Genomic DNA, 17,012 nt, shown 5'->3' with positions numbered 1-17,012 from the left:
AACGCTAAAAGCCCACGCCCCATGCCCACCATCACCTGCATCGAAGACCTGCGCGCCTTGGCCGAAAAGCGCGTGCCCCGCATGTTCTACGACTACGCCGACTCCGGCAGCTGGACCGAAGGCACTTACCGCGCCAATAGCTCGGACTTCGCGCCCATCCAGTTCCGCCAGCGCGTTGCCGTGAACATGGAAAACCGCAGCCTGGCCACGCAGATGGTGGGCGTGGACACCAAAATGCCGGTGGCTATTGCGCCCACCGGCCTGACCGGCATGCAGCATGCCAACGGAGAAATGCTGGCGGCAATGGCGGCCAAGAAGTTCGGCATCCCCTTCACGCTCTCGACCATGAGCATCTGCTCGATCGAGGACATTGCCGCCCACACCCAAGCGCCTTTTTGGTTCCAGCTCTACATGATGCGCGACCGTGACGCCATGGTGCGCATGATCGAACGCGCCCGCGCCGCGCGTTGCAGCGCCCTGGTGCTGACGCTGGACTTGCAGGTGATCGGTCAGCGCCACAAAGACCTCAAAAACGGCCTCAGCGCGCCGCCGCGCCCGACCCTGCGCAACATCCTCAATCTGCTGACCAAGCCCCGCTGGTGCCTCGGCATGGCGGGCACGCGCCGCCACACTTTTGGCAATTTGGTCGGCCATGTCAAAGGCGTCAGCGATATGAGTTCGCTGGCGGCCTGGACCAATGAGCAGTTCGACCCGCGCCTGAGCTGGGCCGATGTGGAGTGGGTCAAAAAGCAATGGGGCGGCAAGCTCATCCTCAAAGGCATCATGGATGTGGAAGACGCCAAGCTGGCGGCGCAAAGCGGTGCCGACGCCATCATCGTCAGCAACCATGGCGGCCGGCAGCTGGACGGCGCCGAGTCCAGCATCCATGCCCTGCCCCGCATCGTGGCCGCCGTGGGCGACCAGATCGAGGTGCATATGGACAGCGGCATCCGCAGCGGCCAAGACGTGCTCAAGGCCTGGGCCCTGGGCGCCCGCGGCACCTATATCGGCCGCGCTTTTCTCTACGGCCTGGGCGCCATGGGTGAAGCCGGTGTGACCAAGGCGCTGGAGATCATCCACAAGGAATTGGACGTCAGCATGGCGTTTTGCGGCCACACCCAGATTCAATCCGTCGGGCGCGATATCTTGGTGCCCGGCAGCTTCAAGCTCTGAAGGCGGGCGGGCAGCAAAGCTCAGCCCGCCTTGGCCGCCACGCCGATTCAAGGCGTCGGCTGCCTTGGCGCCTCGTAGGCATAAAGCATCAACTCGCGGGCACCCTCGGCGCTATCGCCCAGCGGGTGCGGCATGGTTTTTTCATAACGCAGCCCCAGTTTTTCAAGCAGCTTGATCGAGCTTTGATTGCCCGGGCGCACGGTGGCCAGCACGCGCCGCAGGCCTAGCCGCGTGTGCGCCAATGCCAGCACCGCCGCGGCGGCCTCGAAGGCATAGCCCTGGCCCCAGAACTCGGGCAAAAAAGCAAAGCCGATGTCCACATCCTCCAGATAGGGCCGCTGGGCCAGGCCGCAAATGCCGACAGGGGCGACCGGGCCCATGGGTCCAGCTTGGTCCTTGAGCTCCACGATGTAAAAGCCAAAGCCCAGGCGACTCACCATCTCAACCGGGCCGTTCAAGATATAGCTTTGTGCATCGGCCAGGGTCTTGACGCCACGGTCGCCGATGAAGCGCAGCCATGAGGGCTCATTCAGCAGGCGCAGCATGAAGGCGGCGTCATCCACCGTCATGTGGCGCAAGCGCAGGCGCTCGGTCGTCAGAACGATCACGGCCTCAGTCATCAGCGGGGGCTCTGCCGGGCCGCTCATTCGGTCGGCAAATGACATACAGCCTCGACGTTATACCCGTCCGGTCCGATCACGAAGGCGCCGTAATAGTGCGGGTGGTAAATCTCGCGGATGCCGGGCGCGCCATTGTCTTTGGCGCCGGCTTGCAAGGCGGCCTCGTAAAAGGCCCGCACCTGGGCGCGGTTCTCCGCTGCAAAAGCGATGTGCTGGGGCGCGGCCACCGCGCCGCTCTCGCCCTGACCAAACCAGAACTGCGGCCGGCCTGCGCGGCCAAATCCCGCCCAGCCTTTCACTTCCAGCACCAGGCTGATGTTCAGCGGCGCCAAGGCTTGGGCAAAGAACTGCTTGGCGGCGGCATAGTCGCTGACGGGGATGCCAATGTGGTCAAGAATCATGTGTGACAGACCTGAAGTTGGAGAAGTCGACAAAGAAAAAGGGCTGCTCGCATTGTGCAAACAGCCCTCTCGTCAGCAAACCCCTACAAGCTGGGGTCTGGCAGTTCGCGAAGCTTGATCCGCGCTGCCTTGCTGTTTACTTCACACCCATTTCGCCCAGCAGGCGCTGGGCCTTGTCGACCACCTTCATCTGCCACAGCATGTAGCGGGCATCCAGGCAGATGCTGCGCGACTTCTTGGCGTCGAAGTCCCAGCTGTCGATGACGCTGTCCAGCGTGCCGTCAAACAGCAGGCCAACCAGCTCGGCGCGGTCGTTCAAAACCGGCGAGCCGGAGTTGCCACCGGTGGTATCCAGCGTGGCCAGGAAGTTGACCGGCACCGAGTCCAGGGCGGCGGCGCCGTAGTTGTCAAACTTGCGTGCTTGAATAGCGGCCAGCTGTTCGGCCGGCGCATTGAACTCGCCTTCGCCCTTGTGCTTGGCAGGAATGCCGCGCAAGGTGGTGAAGGCATGCCAGTCGCCACCGTCCACCGCGCCTTTGCGGCCCTCGACCTTGCCGAAAGCCACGCGCAGCGTGCTGTTGGCATCGGGGTAAACGGCTTCGCCCTTGCTGGCCTTGAAGGCGATCAGGGCCTTCATGGTGTTGCCGTAGGCTTGGTTGATTTGGCCAGCGATTTCCTTGTCGCGGTTTTCGCGCGCCTCGTCATCGGCATACAGGGCCACGGCGGCCTTGATGAAGGCGTCGTCGCTGGCCTTGAAGCCAGCCACATCGCTCTTCAACCAAGCCATGCGATCGGCCTTGTTGGCCAGCTTGCTGGCGGCGTAAACCACATCCAGGCGGGCCTTGACGGCCGCCTCATCCATGCCGGCTTGCAGGCCCAGGGCAGCCAGCATCGGCGCGTTCAATTGCGAAGCGGGCTGGGCCAGGTAACGGGCCAGGAAATGGGCGGTCAAGCGCTTGTCGACTTGCTCGTCGTAACGCTTGTCCAGCGCTTCCAGGCCTTGGCTCAGGCGGCGTTGGTCACGGGCTTGGAAGCCGGGCTTGCGCTCGGCATCGGCCTTGGCTTGCTGATGGGCGTTTTCCAGCAGGGTGCGGGCGGTGCCCAGCAGACGCGGGGCGCTCAGGTCCAGCAAGATCTCAGCGCGGGTAATGGCTTGCCGTTGGGCCAGCAGGCTTTCCACCTTGGCGATATCGGCGCCGTAGAGCTTGTTGCGGGCAGCGTCGGCGCTGACCCACTGCTTCAGCTCGGCAAAAGCTTGGCTCTTGCGGGCAAGGATGTCGCTGCCCTCGTAGCTGGCTTGCTGGCCTTGCAGGTTCTTGAAGTAATTGCCCAGGCCGGCCACGCGGTCGGCCATGGCGATTTCGGCTTCGCGGCGGCCGGCGGTTTCCTGCTTGATCAGGGCCAGCTGCTCACCCATCAGCTTGATGCGGGTGGGTTGCTCCCAGCCGAAGGCGAAGTCCACCTCAGCGGGCAGGCGGTGGCGGTTGGTGCGGCCGGGGTAGCCGGTCACCATGACGAAGTCGCCTTCATTCAGCGGCTTGGAGGCCAGCTTGAGGAAGTGCTTGGGCTCGTAAGGCTTGTTGGCGGCGTTGAAGTCGGCCGGCTTGCCGTCCGGGCCGACGTAGGCGCGGTAGAAACTGTAGTCGCCGGTGTGGCGGGGCCACATCCAGTTGTCGGTGTCGCCACCGAACAGGCCCACACCCAGCGCGGGCGCATGCACCAGGCGCACGTCGCGGATTTCCATCTGCTTGATCAACTGGTACTGCAGGCCGCCGTAGAAGCTGGCGACTTGGCAGCGATGGCCGGCGTCTTGCTCGCAAGCCGCGGTCAGGGACTTCTGCTTGGCTTCGATGGCATCGACGCGGGCCTTGCCGCTCAAGCCTTGCGTCTTGGCGTCCAGCACCTTGTCGCTGACATCGCTGACGGCCACGGTCACATAGACACGGCTGCCGGGCGCGGCCGGCAACTCATCGCTCAGGGACGCGGCCAGGAAACCGTTCTTCAGCAGGTCTCGCTGGGGCGTGGAGTTGTACTGGATGCTGCCGTAGGCGCAATGGTGGTTGGTCACCACCAGGCCTTGGGGCGACACAAAAGAGGCGGTGCAGCCGCCCAGGCTGATCACGGCGCCCATGGGGAACTCGGTCAACTGGGTCAGCTTGGCCGGATCCAGCTGCAGGCCGGCGGCCTTCAGATCTTTAGAGATTTGGGGCAATTGCTGGGGCATCCACATGCCCTCGCCCGCTTGCGCGGAGGCCACCAGACCCAAGCTCAGGGCCAGCACAGCGCCGCCAGGCAAACCGTAGGAATTCTTCTTTTGTGTCATGGGCGTTCAGTTTCTCAGGCTAGGTTCAACAACAAAGCCGCGAAGCCTACAGGCTGGCGGCGGCATTGCCAAAAGACATGGGGGGGAAAAGTTTGCAGCGCCGGATTGGCGCTGCAGATAGCAGACAGGACCGGGGCTTCAATCACTAAGCGATTTAGCGGTCTAGCGACTCAGCAACTCATTCGCTAACTCGGCCGCCTGGACCCGAATCGGTCACCTCGGCCGAGCAGGCATTCAAGGCTGCACAGGTACCTCGCCACGCGAGAAGGCCATCACCATGCCCGCGGCCAGGTACAGGCGCGGCACGATGGAGCTGATCAACACATACTCCGCGTCGCTGGTGTGGGCGCCGGCGCCGCGCAGGCCAAAGCGCTCCACCACCGGGCCACGGGCGCGAAGCCCAGCGAATGCGGCATCTGTGCCGCCGCCGGCCGCCACCGCATCAATGCGCAGCTGCAAGCCCAGTTCGGCATAGACGCGCCGGGCATGTTCGGCAAAGGCCTGCGACACGGGTGTGACCTCCAGGGGCGGGCGGCGGCGCTCAAATTTCAGCTCAACCCGCGCTTCGGGCAAAAGCCGGTTCTGAATGCGCTGCTGCAGCTTTTGCTCCAGCGCGTCGTAGTCCTGCACCCGCAGCACCCGCACATCGGCCTCGGCCGTGGCCAGCGGCGGGATCATATTGCGCACAATGCCGGCCTTGGCCATGGTCCAGTTGAGCTTGACGCCCGTCAGCGGGTCGGACAAATCACGCATCTGCAGCACTTGATGCGACAACTCATACAAGGCGTTGACGCCGAACTGCGGCGCACCGCCCGCATGAGTGGCGCGGCCATGCACCGTCAGGTTCACCGAGGCAATGCCGGCGGTGGCCAGCGACAAATGATCAGCCGTCGCGCCCGAGCCTTCGAAAGACATCACCGCATCATGCTCGGCGCCCAAACGGGTCAGGATGGCGCGCGAGCCGGGCGAAGAGATTTCTTCATCCGCGTTGAAGAGCACGGTGATCTGGCCGTAGTCCTCAAAATTCAGCGACTTCAGCACCGCCAGCAGATGCAACACAGTGGCCAGGCCTTGCTTGTCGTCGGCAATGCCCAGGCCGTAGGCCCGGTCTTCGCGGATACCGAAAGGCTGGCGCGCCAACATGCCGGCCGGGTAGACGGTGTCCATATGCGCGATCAGCAAAATCTTCTTGCTGCCCTTGCCGCGGAATACGGCTTTGACATGCTGACCCAGCTCTTCCGGCGTGTCTTCCATGCGGTAGACCTCGCTGGGGGCCAGCAGTTCCACCTCGCCGCCGAGGGCGCGCAGGCGCTCCGCCAACACAGCCGCCAGTTGCTTGAGCCCCGCGAGCTCACGGCTACCGGTCTCGATATTGACGAACTGCTCCAGGCTTTTGAGCAAAGGCGCTTGCTCCCGCTGGGCCGCGGCCAGCAGCTGAGACTGGGGTGCCGTACCGGCGGCCCAGGCCGAGCCCAGCAGCATCGGGGCGCAAAGCGCAAGGGCGGACAAGACAGACGTAAAACGCGGGGTCCGCTGTGCAGTGGGCATGGCAAGGCTTTCGCTTGAGGGCTATGGGAGCGGGCGATTTTAGGTGGGCCGCACAGCAACGGCTGCCGCAAGAAACTCAGAAATGGCCGAGAAAAGACGAAGGACAAGCCGGTTTCGCGCTCGCCGTGAAATACCGAGCAAAGCACGGGATTTTGACCGTACATCTTTCGCGTTACGCGGCATACTCATCGACAGAAAGTTGGCGCCGGGCCACCGGCAGCACTCAGCTCAAGGGGACAACGCATGACGATCCGTCGACAACTGCTCCTGGCCTTTGGCGCACTCGCCGGGCTCTGCCTTCTGGTCGCACTGCTGGCTGTCACCGCCCTGGGGCAGTCCAACGAGGCCTTCGTCAGCTTTGCGGAGGGCAGCAATCAGCGCTCACAGCTGCTGAGCCGGCTGGGCGGGGCGATGAAAGACCGCGCCATTGCCACCCAAAACCTCTTGCTGGCCAATAGCCCGGCCGAGCGCGAACAGCAGGCCGCTGCGGCCAGCGCCGCCCACAAGGAGGTGCAGGAGTTGCTGGGCCGCTTCAACAGCGCCGTCGCCGCCGCCACCGATATGGATGAGGCCGCCAAGCAAGCCGCCAACGAGGCCAAGCAGCTCGAACAGACCTACGCGCCGATCGCGCTGAACATCATCAATATGGGCCTGACCGGTGACCGTGACGAGGCCAGCACCCGCATGAATGCCGAGGGCATTCCCTTGCTGGTGAAGATGAATAAGCTGCTGCGCCATGACACCGAACTGGCCGAGCAAGATGCTCAGCACAAAGCCCAGGCGGCGCAGGCCAGCATGTGGCGCTGGCGCTTAGGCCTGATGCTGGTCTCGGCCCTGGCCTTGTTCGCCTCGCTGGCGGTGGCCGGCGTGATCATCCGCAATCTGCTGAGCGCCCTGGGCGCTGAACCGGTAGCACTGCGACGCGCCGTGGGCCGGGTGGCGAATGGCGACCTCAGCGATATCGAGGGCGGCGAGACTGCCCGCCCGGGCAGCGTGCTGGCCTCGGTGGTCACCATGCAGGCCAGCCTGGTGGCGCTGATCTCGCATGTGCGCGATGCCGCCAACCAGATCGCCACCGCCTCTTCCGAGATTGCCGTTGGCAGCCTAGACCTTTCTAACCGCACCGAAAGCCAGGCCGCTTCGCTGGAAGAAACCTCGGCCACCATGGCCACGCTGAGTGACACGGTACGGCTGAACGCCCAGAGTGCCGAGCAAGCCAATCACTTGGCCCGCGGCGCCTCCGAGATTGCCGTCGAAGGCGGCAAGATCTTCGGCCAGGTGGTAGACACCATGAAGGCCATCAACAGCAGCTCGCACCGCATCGAAGACATCATCTCGGTGATCGACGGCATTGCCTTCCAGACCAATATCCTGGCCCTGAACGCCGCCGTCGAAGCGGCGCGGGCGGGCGAGCAAGGCAAGGGCTTTGCGGTGGTGGCCTCCGAAGTGCGCAGCCTGGCCCAGCGCGCCGCCAATGCCGCGAAGGAAATTCACGCCCAGATCGCCACCAGCGTGCAACAGGTGGAAGACGGCTCAAGCCTGGTGGACCAGGCCGGGGTCACCATGGGCCGGGTGCTGGGGGCGATTCAGCAAGTGAGCGAAATCGTCAACACCATCAGCTCCGCCAGCAAGGAGCAAAGCCAGGGCGTCTCGCAGATCGGCGAGACGGTGACCCAACTGGACCAAGCCACCCAGCAAAACGCCGCCCTGGTGGAAGAAAGCGCCGCCGCCGCCGAAAGCCTGCAGCAGCAGGCCCGCGCCATGATTGAAGTCGTGGCCACCTTCAAGCTCCAGCACTGAAATCAAGCTCAAACACCAAAAATAGCACCCCCAAGAAAGGGCTAGCAGTTCAAGCCCATCAAGCCATGATTGAAGCTGGGGCCACTTTCCAGGTCCAGCGCTGAATTCAAGCCCAAGCACCCAAAATAAATAACCCAAAAAGGGCTAGCAACTCACCCTCAAATGGCGGATAAAGAGGCTGACGCGAAACTGACAATTGTCAGCTTCGCGCCGCCTTCCAATCTGGCTGTGCGAGGTGGGTATGACTCTGCTGCAACTGACCCAAATCAAGCGCTGGCTGCTGCTGCATCAAGCCCGCCACCCGGTAGAGCTTTACGCTTGGGATCTGGTGCTGACGGCTTGGGTGATGGCTTGGATATCGCTGCCGGTGCTGCTGCTTCTGCACGATTGGCCCCTGCTTCCCCTGTGCCTGATTGGCTATGTGCTGCCGAACGGCTACGCCAGTTGGCGGCGCGGCCTGCATCGCAGAGGCCGCCTGCGCTGCGATTGGTTGACAGCACTTTGACCTGTAGCCAGGCCAGAAACGACAAAGCCCTCGACGATCGAGGGCTCAGTTATGGAAGCGCAAGCTTGAGCTTGCCGGCACGCGAGGGCTCAGCGCCTCAATGCACCAAGCCAATCCATGCACCGGCCTGCTGGTAGCTATTGAACAAGTGCATCGCCAAGTCACGCAGAGCCGGGTTGGCGCTGCCGTGGCCTTGGGCTAGGCGCTCGCAGGCGTACAGGCGGTCGTACATCATGCGGGTGGCTTGCACGCTGACGCCGTCTGCGGCCATCAAAGCCTGAAAGCGCTGCAAATCGGCCGGGTCAGCGGGGCCGACGACGGGCATGCACAGATCCAGCATCTGATGCTGCGGGCGCAGGGACGGATCCACCGCCACGGCCACGCCGTCCAGGGCATACAACGGCAAAGCGTTGTGCTGATGGTCAGGGATGAGGTGCAGCGGGATGATCATGGGGCGGCCTCGGCAGAGAAGCGGTGAAGCAAGGAACAGCTTCATGATGCCGGGCTCGCGCCAAACTTAAATCGCAAAAAGCCGGTGTTTCACCGGCTGATTCCATTCAAGTTTTCGGCAAGGTCACGCCGGTCTGGCCCTGGTACTTGCCGCCGCGGTCCTTGTAGCTGGTCTCGCAGACTTCGTCGCTCTCGAAGAACAGCACTTGCGCGCAACCTTCGCCAGCGTAAATCTTGGCCGGCAGCGGCGTGGTGTTGCTGAACTCCAGCGTCACATAGCCTTCCCACTCGGGCTCGAAGGGCGTGACGTTGACGATGATGCCGCAGCGCGCATAGGTGCTCTTGCCCAAGCAAATGGTCAGCACATTGCGCGGGATGCGGAAGTACTCCATCGTGCGCGCCAAGGCAAAGCTATTGGGCGGGATGATGCAGTGGTCGCCTTCCATGTCGACGAAGCTTTTTTCGTCGAAGTTCTTGGGGTCGACCACGCTGCTGTAGACATTGGTGAAGACCTTGAACTCGGGCGCGCAGCGGATGTCATAGCCATAGCTGGAGGTGCCGTAGCTGACGATCTTCTCGCCGGCGGCGTTGGCGCGGATCTGGCCGGGCTCAAAGGGCTCGATCATGCCGTGCTGCTCGGCCATGCGGCGTATCCATTTGTCGCTCTTGATGCTCATCGGGGGCTTCTCTCTGGTCTGCTGTGCTGGCGCGGATTTTACGGGCAGGCCGCGAGCCTCAGCGCAGGGTCACGCCATCAAAGCGGATGGTGCCGTCCACACCGAGCTTGAAGCCGACCACGTTCTTGCGCAGGGCCACACTCATGGCCCCATTGGCAATCGGACTCCAGGGCAACTGCTTCATCGCGATCTGCTGGGCTTTGGCGTAGAGCTTTTTGCGCTCGGCCACATCCAAGGTCTGCTTGGCCGCAGCAATGGTGGCGTCGTAATCTTTGTCGCAGAAGAAGCTGGCACTTGCCGCGCCGCAACTCAGTTGGCCGGCCGTGCTGGCGGGCTCGGCCTCGCCGTTCCAGCCCAGCAAGGCGGTGTCATGCTCACCAGCGTCAATGCGTTTGAGGTACTCACCCCACTCGTAGGTGACGATCTTGGCCTGCACGCCCACCTTGGCCCAGTCGCTTTGAATCATCTGCGCCATCAGTTGGGCATTGGGGTTGTAAAAGCGCTGCACCGGCATGGCCCACAGCGTGATGCTCAGGTCTTTGACCCCGGCTTTTTGCAGCAGCGCCCGCGCCTGCTCGGGCGCGTAGGGCTGCGCTTTGAGCGAGCCGTCATGCGCCCAGTTGATCATGGGCAGGAAGGAATCAGCCACCACACCACCCTTGCCGAACACGGTTTTGATGATGGCCGGCTTGTCGATGGCCATGTCCAGCGCCTGGCGCACGGCCAGCTTGTCCAGCGGCGGCTTTTTCAGATTGAAAGCCAGAAAGCCAATATTCATGCCGGGGGCGGACTGGATGGTGATGCCGGGGTCTTGTTGCAACTCGGCCAGATCCACCGAGCCGGTGATGGGCGCGATATCGCACTCATTGCGCTTGATGCGCTGGGTTCTAACGTTACGGTCCACGGTGATGGCGTAGACCAAGTTGTCGCTCAGCGGCACATCCTTCAAAAAGTAGCTGGGATTGCGGCTGTAACGAATCACGCTATCGGGCTGAAAGCTCTTGAACACAAAGGGGCCGGTGCCCACCGGCTGGGTGGCGATTTGGCCGGGCTTGCCACTGCGCAGCAGCTGAGCCGCATATTCGGCCGACTGGATGCTGGCAAAGGGTGAGCTCAAGCTCCCCAGAAACGAGGCATCCACGCCGCTGAGCTTGATCCGCACCTCGTCCTCGGCCAGCTTGTCGACGCTGAGGATCAGCTTGTCCCAGCCCAGCGAAGGCACATAGGGCGAGATGGTGGGATAGGCCTTCTGAAAGCTGCTCTTGGGGTCCAGCAAGCGGGTGAAGGTGAACAGCACATCGTCGGCATTGAAGTCACGCGTCGGCTTGAACCAGGCCGTGCTGTGGAACTTCACGCCCTGGCGCAGCTTGAAGCGGTAGGTCTTGCCGTCCGGACTGATGCTCCAGCTCTCGGCCAGCGAGGGCAGGATCTTGTCGCTGGCCAAATCGCTGTCGACCAGGCCCGAGTAGATCGGCAAGGTGGCAATGTGATCGACGCCCGAATCCGTGTTGGCCGGGTCAAAGGTCTTGGGGCTGCCTTGCGCGCAAAAGCGCAGAGTGCCGGGCGCGGCCTGGGCCGTCTTGGCTGACATGACCGTGCCTGTAAGCAAAACAGCCAAAGCAAGAAGCAAAGGGGACGAGCGACGGCAAGCAAATTTCACGGCAGAGTCCCGAAGTGGCAGGCGCTGCATGGTCGCATGCGCCGCCAGCCGCGACTCTGTCATAAATACCCTTAACTCAGCCGCGCTTAGTCCGCGCCCTCCACCGCCGGCGTCATGATGGCGCCGGGCGTGCTCTTGCGCGCAAACAAGCTGTACATGGTGGGCACAACAAACAGGGTGAGCAAGGTGCCCAAACTCATGCCGCCCACAATGACCCAGCCGATTTGCTGGCGGCTCTCAGCCCCCGCACCGCTGGCCAGCGCCAGAGGCAAGGCACCCAGCACCATGGCGCCTGTGGTCATCAAAATGGGACGCAGGCGCAGTGCAGAGGCTTCCACCACCGCCTCCATCACCGAGCGGCCTTGCTGGCGCAGCTGATTGCTGAACTCGACAATCAAGATGCCATGCTTGGTGATCAGGCCCACCAGCGTGATCAAGCCGATCTGCGAATAGACATTGAGCGTGCCGCCCGACCATTTCAGCGCCAGCAGTGCACCCACCATGGACAGCGGCACCGACAGCATGATGACGAAGGGGTCGATGAAGCTCTCAAACTGCGCCGCCAGCACCAGGAAGATGAAGAGCAGCGCCAGCACAAACACCAGGCCCAGCGCACCGCTGCTGCTCTTGAACTCGCGGGACACGCCGTTCAACTCGGTGGCATAGCCCAAGGGCAAGAGCTTTTTGGCGGTGGCATCCATGAAAGCCAGGCCCTCGCCGAGCGAATAGCCCGGCGCCAGATTGGCAGTGAAGGCGACCGAGCGGCGTTGGTTGAAGTGGTTCAACTCGCGCGGGCTGACCGCCTCGCGCACCTTGACCAAGCTGCTCAGCGGCACCATCACATCGCCACGACCACGCACAAACAGACGCTCAATCTGCTCGGGCGTGGCGCGGCCGGCGGCCTCGGTCTGCACCATCACATCGTATTGATCGGCGCCGCGCTTGTAGCGCGTGACCGCACGGCTGCCCAACATGGTCTCAACCGTGCGCGCAATCGCGTCCACCGACACGCCCAGATCGGCCGCCCGCTCGCGGTCCACATCCATGAAGAGCTCGGGCTTATTCAGGCGCAGGTCGTTGTCAGGCTGGATCAGGCCCGGGTTCTTGGCCATCTCGGCCATGAAGCTTTGCGTCAGCGTGGCCAGATTCGCATAGCTGTCGCTGGTGACCACCACAAAGTTGATCGGCCGCTCACGGAAACCCTGACCCAAGCTGGCAGGCGTGATGGGGAAGGCTTGCACGCCAGGCAGCAGATTAACCTGCGGCAGCATGCTGCGGGCGATTTCTTGCGTGCTGCGCGTGCGGTCGCCCCAGTCCACGGTGCGCAAAATGGCAATGCCGGAGTTCACGGTGGCGCCACCGGCGAACAAAAACGCGCGGTCAAATTCGGGGTAGCCCGCGGCGATGCGGTCCACTGCGTCCAGATAGCGGGCGGTGAATTCCATGGTCGCGCCATCCGGCCCGGTGATGGGCATGAAGACCACGCCACGGTCTTCCACCGGGGCCAGCTCGGACTTGGCAGTGCTGAACAAATACCAGCTGCCCGCGCCCGACACCAACATCAAAGCCACCACTGCCCAACGCATGCCCAAAGCCCGGCGCAAGGCGCGGGCGTAGCTGTCGCTGATGGCGACCAGCACCCGCTCCATGCCCTGGTCAAACCGTGTTGGTTTGGGGTTATGGCACAGCAGCTTGCTGCACATCATGGGGGTGAGCGTCAGCGCCACAAAGCCCGACACCACCACGGCGCCGGCCAAGGTCAGCGCGAACTCAACGAACAGCCGCCCGGTGCGGCCGGGCGTGAAAGCCAGGGGCGCGAACACCGCGGCCAAGGTCATGGTCATGGCCAGCACGGCGAAGGCAATTTCTTTCGCGCCTTTGAGTGCAGCTTGAAAGGGCTCCAAGCCCTCTTCGATATGGCGGAAGACGTTTTCCAGCACCACGATGGCATCGTCCACCACCAGGCCGATGGCCAGCACCAAGGCCAGCAAGGTCAAGGTGTTGACGGTGAAACCGGCGGCGGCCATCAGCGCAAAGCTGCCGATCAAGCTGATCGGAATCGTCACCAAGGGGATGATGGAGGCGCGCAGCGTGCGCAGGAACACAAACACCACCAAGGCCACCAGCACCACCGCTTCGGCGATGGTGTGATAGACCGATTGGATCGAACGGTCAATGAAGATGGAGTTGTCATTGGCCAACTGCACCTTGATGCTGTCAGGCAAATCGAGCTGCAATTTGGGCAGCATCTCGCGCACCCCAGCCGAGACCTCCAGCGGGTTCGCTGTCGCCTGGCGCACCACGCCCAGGCTGACCGCGGGAACACCGTTCAGGCGCACCCGCGAGCGCTCGCTGGCCGCAGCCTCTTCGATCCGCGCCACATCCTTCAAACGCACCGGCGCACCGCTGCTTTGCTTGACGATGACCTCAGCAAACTCGGCCACCGTGTTGATGTCGGTGCGCGCCGTCACGCTGAATTCGCGCTGCTGGCTCTCGATGCGGCCGGCCGGAACTTCCAGGTTCTGGCGCCGCAGAGCGTCTTCCACATCCTGCACGGTCAGCTTGTAGGCGGCCAGGCGGTCGGCATCGAGCCAGATGCGCATGGCGTATTTGCGGTCGCCGCCGGTCTGCACATCGGCCACGCCGGTGATGGTTTGCAAGCGCGGCTTGACAACGCGCTCCACTAAATCGGTGATCTGCAGCGGGTTCAGCGTTTCGCTGGAGAACGCAATCCAGATGGTGGGCTGCGCATCGGCTTCCACCTTGGCCACCACCGGCTCATCGGCCGCATCAGGCAGGCGCCCGCGCACCCGGGCGACCCGGTCGCGCACATCGGCGGCGGCCACATCGGGGTTTTTTTCAAGCTTGAAGCGGGCAGTGATCTGGCTGTTTTCGGTGCGCGAGCTGGAGGTCAGGATCTCCACCCCGTCGATGCCGGCGATGGAGTCTTCCAGCGGTTTGGTGATCTGCCCTTCGATCACCTCACTCGATGCGCCCACCAAGCGGGTGCTGACCGTCACCACCGGCTCGTCGATGCGCGGGTACTCGCGCAGCGACAAGCGGCCGAAGGACACCAGGCCCACCAGCAAGAGCAGCAGCGACATCACCGTCGCGAAGACGGGGCGGCGGATGGAGAGTTCAGAGATCTTCATGCGCGGCTCACTTGCTGGCTGCGCTGGCGGGTGGGTTGGTAGCAGCGCTGCCCGAGGCTGCCGCAGCAGAAGCTTGGCTCGCCCCGCGGGCCTTGCCCTGCTTGTCCACATCCACCACAGTCAAGGCCTGACCCTCACCCTTGAGCAATTTGCTCTGCCCGGCCGTCACCACCCGGTCGCCGGCTTGCACGCCTTCAAGCAATTCCACCTTGCCCGGCATGCGCAGGCCCAGCTTGGCTTCGATGCGCTGGGCCTTGAAGCCACCCGCGCCATCGGCCACCAGCTTGATGATGTACTGCTTGCCGCCCTGGGGCACCAAAGCCTCTTCCGGCACCAGCAAGGCGTTTTGATGTTTGGAGAACTCAACCCGCACACGCGCGAACAGGCCGCTGCGCAATTCGGCATGGGCGCCGGCCAGCTTGGCACGCACCAGCAGGCTGCGGCCATTGGCCTCCAGCGTGGTGTCCAGCGCTTCGACCAAGGCGGTAAACGTGCGGCCCGGCAAGGCGTCCAGGCTCAAGCCCACCGTTTGACCCAGCTTGAGTTGCGGCACAAAACGCTCGGGCAGGCGGAAGTCCACCCACATGGTGGAGGCGTCTTCCACCGCGATCAAGTCGCTGCCATCTTTGACGTAATCGCCCAGATTGACGGCACGGATGCCCGCCACGCCATCAAAAGGCGCGCGCACCTGCATGCGGCCCAGCTGGGCGCGGCTCAGGGCCACTTGCGCCTCAGCCACTTGCAAAGTCGCCAGGGCCTGATCCACCACGCTGGCACTGACAAAGCTTTGCGCCAGCAACTCGCGGTTACGAGCCAGATTGGTTCGCGCGATGCTGGCTTGCGCCTCGGCTTGCTGTAACTGCGCGGCTTGCAGGCTGTCATCCAACTGCACCAGCACCTGGCCCTGGCGCACCCGCTGACCATCCACAAAACCGAGCTTGGTGATGCGGCCGCTAACCTCAGGCTTGAGCGTCACCGACTGGCGTGCGCGCAGGGTGCCCACGGCTTGCGCGTCCACCGACAAGTCCAGCGCCTCGACCCGGCCAGCTTCGACCGCGATGGCGCTGGCGGCACCCTTCTTCTGCGCCGCCCCGCCATTGGCGTCTGGCTTGCCATTGGCACCGCCCAGCGCACTTGGCGCGCCGTTCTGCCAGAAATAGGCGCCACCGGCCAAAAGCAGCAGCGCGAGCACGGCAACGGGCTTGACCCAGGACTTTGGCTTCATATTCTTTTCGTTCAGCGTCATGCGTGAGGTTCTCCGAGCGCGGACTCTACGGGCTTTGGCAGGCAAAGCCAGCCAACAGTGGCATGAAGGGTCATGAAAGACCGGATGCTGGCCATGAACGGCGGTGATGGCGCAGTCTCAGCCCCGCTCAGCCTAGATCAATCAGCCAGCGTGGCTGTTTGGATTAACGCCCGGCCAGGCTCACGCCCCGATTGGCCAGGCCGTCGGCCCGTTCATTGCCCGGGTCGCCGGCATGGCCCTTGACCCAGCGCCACTCGACTTGATGCAGCTTGCGCAAGGCGTCCAGGCGCTGCCACAGGTCAGCGTTCTTGACCGGCTTGTTATCGGCCGTCTTCCAGCCACGGCGCTGCCAGCCCGAGATCCACTCGGTCATGCCTTTGCGCACATATTCGCTGTCGGTGAAGACGGTGACCTGGCAGGTCCGCTTGAGCGAGGCCAGTGCCTCGATCACGGCCGTCAACTCCATGCGGTTATTGGTGGTGTTGGCCTCGCCGCCGAACAGCTCTTTCTCATGCCCACCGGCACTCAGCCAAGCGCCCCAGCCGCCGGGGCCGGGGTTGCCCTTGCAAGCACCGTCGGTGTAGATCACAACCACGGGCTTGGGCATGGCAGGCGCAGCGGCGCCGGGGGTACTCGGACTAGGACTAGGGGCTTGATTCATGGATTCTCGAAAATGGACTTCTTGTGATGCTGCCTAGCCACCACCGGCGCGGCCGCGACCCGGTGCTGTTTTTTGCGTTGACGCTCCAGCCCGACCAAGCGCATGCCGCGCACCCGCTTGACCGCCACCAGAAAATAAACCGCGCCCAGCACCGGCCACCAGCGAGAGCCTATGCCCTCCACCCAGGACCAGCGTTGCAGCCAGCGCGTGCTGCGCAAAGGCGGCGCGTAAGCACCAAACTGCGCGGCATCAACCTCAAAATTCAGCAAGCGCAACCAGTCGCGCAAGCGCCAGTAGCCGATGAACTCACCCTCCTGGGGCAAGAACATGGGGCCTTGGCCCGGCAGCACGGAGCCGAGATTCTGCCTCAGGCCCCACAAGCTGGCCGGATTCAAACCCGAAATCAAGAGCCGCCCTTCGGGCCGCAAGACCCGCTCGGCCTCGCGCAGCGCCTGGTGAGGGTCATGCGCAAGCTCAAGCGCGTGCGGCAGCAATAGCAAGTCCAGGCTATTGCTGTCGAAAGGCAGGGCATCGAAGTCGCACAACAGCGTCGCTTGTGCGCACTGCGGGCCGTCGCTGGCCAGCCAGCGGTGCGGCATGCGGTTGCTGCGCAGGCCGGCCAATTCGGGCAGGCCCAGCTGCAGCGCGTGAAAGCCAAAAATATCGGCCACGGCCTCATCGAAGCGCGACTGCTCCCAGGTCAGCAGATACTGGCCGGGAGGGGTCTGTAACCAGTCGGTCAACTCTATAATCGAATCTTCGCGTGTCATGGATCTCGCCGCATGAACAAGGCAGT

14 protein-coding genes are annotated in these 17,012 nt (G+C 63.4%); 3 read left to right on the top strand and 11 right to left on the bottom strand.

Annotated elements, in window-relative coordinates; all coding sequences use genetic code 11:
- Positions 1 to 21 precede the first annotated feature (21 nt).
- Entirely contained in the window at positions 22 to 1,173 is a 1,152-nt protein-coding gene (locus tag AT984_RS05105) for an alpha-hydroxy acid oxidase (RefSeq protein ID WP_058719168.1), read from the top strand.
- Between the two features lie 47 nt (positions 1,174 to 1,220).
- On the opposite strand, the gene AT984_RS05100 is transcribed toward AT984_RS05105, so the two are convergent.
- The 4 genes from AT984_RS05100 to AT984_RS05085 all read right to left on the bottom strand — a co-directional run bounded on the left by AT984_RS05100 (position 1,221) and on the right by AT984_RS05085 (position 6,065).
- Positions 1,221 to 1,793, bottom strand: a complete 573-nt coding sequence (locus AT984_RS05100; RefSeq protein ID WP_231741529.1) for a GNAT family N-acetyltransferase — start codon at positions 1,791 to 1,793, stop codon at positions 1,221 to 1,223.
- A 23-nt stretch (positions 1,794 to 1,816) separates the two neighbouring features.
- Complete coding sequence (locus AT984_RS05095; RefSeq protein ID WP_082679800.1) at positions 1,817 to 2,194, bottom strand: VOC family protein; 378 nt, start codon at positions 2,192 to 2,194, stop codon at positions 1,817 to 1,819.
- A 136-nt stretch (positions 2,195 to 2,330) separates the two neighbouring features.
- A complete protein-coding gene (locus AT984_RS05090; protein WP_058719167.1) occupies positions 2,331 to 4,517 on the bottom strand; it encodes a S46 family peptidase in 2,187 nt (728 codons plus the stop codon).
- Between the two features lie 234 nt (positions 4,518 to 4,751).
- A complete protein-coding gene (locus AT984_RS05085; RefSeq protein ID WP_082679799.1) occupies positions 4,752 to 6,065 on the bottom strand; it encodes a glutamate carboxypeptidase in 1,314 nt (437 codons plus the stop codon).
- Between the two features lie 243 nt (positions 6,066 to 6,308).
- Here AT984_RS05085 and AT984_RS05080 point away from each other — a divergent pair, with 243 nt between their 5' ends.
- Together AT984_RS05080 and AT984_RS05075 are read left to right on the top strand one after the other, a co-directional pair.
- Positions 6,309 to 7,865, top strand: coding sequence for a methyl-accepting chemotaxis protein (locus AT984_RS05080; protein WP_058719165.1), 1,557 nt, complete (start codon positions 6,309 to 6,311; stop codon positions 7,863 to 7,865).
- A 241-nt stretch (positions 7,866 to 8,106) separates the two neighbouring features.
- A complete protein-coding gene (locus AT984_RS05075) occupies positions 8,107 to 8,370 on the top strand; it encodes a hypothetical protein (protein WP_058719164.1) in 264 nt (87 codons plus the stop codon).
- Between the two features lie 97 nt (positions 8,371 to 8,467).
- On the opposite strand, the gene AT984_RS05070 is transcribed toward AT984_RS05075, so the two are convergent.
- The 7 genes from AT984_RS05070 to AT984_RS05040 all read right to left on the bottom strand — a co-directional run bounded on the left by AT984_RS05070 (position 8,468) and on the right by AT984_RS05040 (position 16,986).
- A complete protein-coding gene (locus tag AT984_RS05070; RefSeq protein WP_058719163.1) occupies positions 8,468 to 8,821 on the bottom strand; it encodes a hypothetical protein in 354 nt (117 codons plus the stop codon).
- A gap of 106 nt (positions 8,822 to 8,927) precedes the next feature.
- Positions 8,928 to 9,497: a dCTP deaminase gene (dcd, locus tag AT984_RS05065; RefSeq protein WP_058719162.1), complete on the bottom strand. Its 570-nt coding sequence runs from the start codon at positions 9,495 to 9,497 to the stop codon at positions 8,928 to 8,930.
- 58 nt (positions 9,498 to 9,555) lie between these two features.
- Positions 9,556 to 11,088 (bottom strand): ABC transporter substrate-binding protein, encoded by a 1,533-nt coding sequence (locus AT984_RS05060; RefSeq protein ID WP_058719161.1) that lies wholly within the window; start codon positions 11,086 to 11,088, stop codon positions 9,556 to 9,558.
- A 155-nt stretch (positions 11,089 to 11,243) separates the two neighbouring features.
- Positions 11,244 to 14,309 (bottom strand): efflux RND transporter permease subunit, encoded by a 3,066-nt coding sequence (locus AT984_RS05055; RefSeq protein WP_058719160.1) that lies wholly within the window; start codon positions 14,307 to 14,309, stop codon positions 11,244 to 11,246.
- Positions 14,310 to 14,316: 7 nt separating this feature from the next.
- Positions 14,317 to 15,555 carry an efflux RND transporter periplasmic adaptor subunit gene (locus AT984_RS05050; RefSeq protein WP_231741528.1) on the bottom strand — a complete coding sequence of 413 codons (1,239 nt, stop codon included), beginning with the start codon at positions 15,553 to 15,555 and terminating at the stop codon, positions 14,317 to 14,319.
- Positions 15,556 to 15,718: 163 nt separating this feature from the next.
- The gene (gene rnhA, locus AT984_RS05045; protein WP_058719159.1) at positions 15,719 to 16,162 is read right to left on the bottom strand and encodes a ribonuclease HI; all 444 of its coding nucleotides are present in this window, start codon (positions 16,160 to 16,162) and stop codon (positions 15,719 to 15,721) included.
- A 50-nt stretch (positions 16,163 to 16,212) separates the two neighbouring features.
- Positions 16,213 to 16,986 (bottom strand): class I SAM-dependent methyltransferase, encoded by a 774-nt coding sequence (locus AT984_RS05040; RefSeq protein ID WP_058719158.1) that lies wholly within the window; start codon positions 16,984 to 16,986, stop codon positions 16,213 to 16,215.
- Positions 16,987 to 17,012: the final 26 nt, after the last annotated feature.

It is taken from the genome of Paucibacter sp. KCTC 42545, from assembly GCF_001477625.1.
Classification (GTDB): domain Bacteria; phylum Pseudomonadota; class Gammaproteobacteria; order Burkholderiales; family Burkholderiaceae_C; genus Paucibacter_A.
The sequence above is the reverse complement of the archived record's forward strand: the minus strand, read 5'-3'. Positions and strand labels throughout refer to the sequence as shown.

Excerpts from the sequence above, each read along its gene's own strand:
- AT984_RS05095 (WP_082679800.1), bottom strand. The coding sequence starts at position 2,194 with ATGATTCTTGACCACATTGGCATCCCCGTCAGCGACTATGCCGCCGCC.
- AT984_RS05050 (WP_231741528.1), bottom strand. The coding sequence starts at position 15,555 with ATGACGCTGAACGAAAAGAATATGAAGCCAAAGTCCTGGGTCAAGCCC.
- AT984_RS05070 (WP_058719163.1), bottom strand. The coding sequence starts at position 8,821 with ATGATCATCCCGCTGCACCTCATCCCTGACCATCAGCACAACGCTTTG.
- AT984_RS05090 (WP_058719167.1), bottom strand. The coding sequence starts at position 4,517 with ATGACACAAAAGAAGAATTCCTACGGTTTGCCTGGCGGCGCTGTGCTG.
- rnhA (WP_058719159.1), bottom strand. The coding sequence starts at position 16,162 with ATGCCCAAGCCCGTGGTTGTGATCTACACCGACGGTGCTTGCAAGGGC.
- AT984_RS05100 (WP_231741529.1), bottom strand. The coding sequence starts at position 1,793 with ATGACTGAGGCCGTGATCGTTCTGACGACCGAGCGCCTGCGCTTGCGC.
- AT984_RS05080 (WP_058719165.1), top strand. The coding sequence starts at position 6,309 with ATGACGATCCGTCGACAACTGCTCCTGGCCTTTGGCGCACTCGCCGGG.
- AT984_RS05075 (WP_058719164.1), top strand. The coding sequence starts at position 8,107 with ATGACTCTGCTGCAACTGACCCAAATCAAGCGCTGGCTGCTGCTGCAT.
- AT984_RS05055 (WP_058719160.1), bottom strand. The coding sequence starts at position 14,309 with ATGAAGATCTCTGAACTCTCCATCCGCCGCCCCGTCTTCGCGACGGTG.
- AT984_RS05105 (WP_058719168.1), top strand. The coding sequence starts at position 22 with ATGCCCACCATCACCTGCATCGAAGACCTGCGCGCCTTGGCCGAAAAG.
- AT984_RS05085 (WP_082679799.1), bottom strand. The coding sequence starts at position 6,065 with ATGCCCACTGCACAGCGGACCCCGCGTTTTACGTCTGTCTTGTCCGCC.
- AT984_RS05060 (WP_058719161.1), bottom strand. The coding sequence starts at position 11,088 with ATGTCAGCCAAGACGGCCCAGGCCGCGCCCGGCACTCTGCGCTTTTGC.
- AT984_RS05040 (WP_058719158.1), bottom strand. The coding sequence starts at position 16,986 with ATGACACGCGAAGATTCGATTATAGAGTTGACCGACTGGTTACAGACC.
- dcd (WP_058719162.1), bottom strand. The coding sequence starts at position 9,497 with ATGAGCATCAAGAGCGACAAATGGATACGCCGCATGGCCGAGCAGCAC.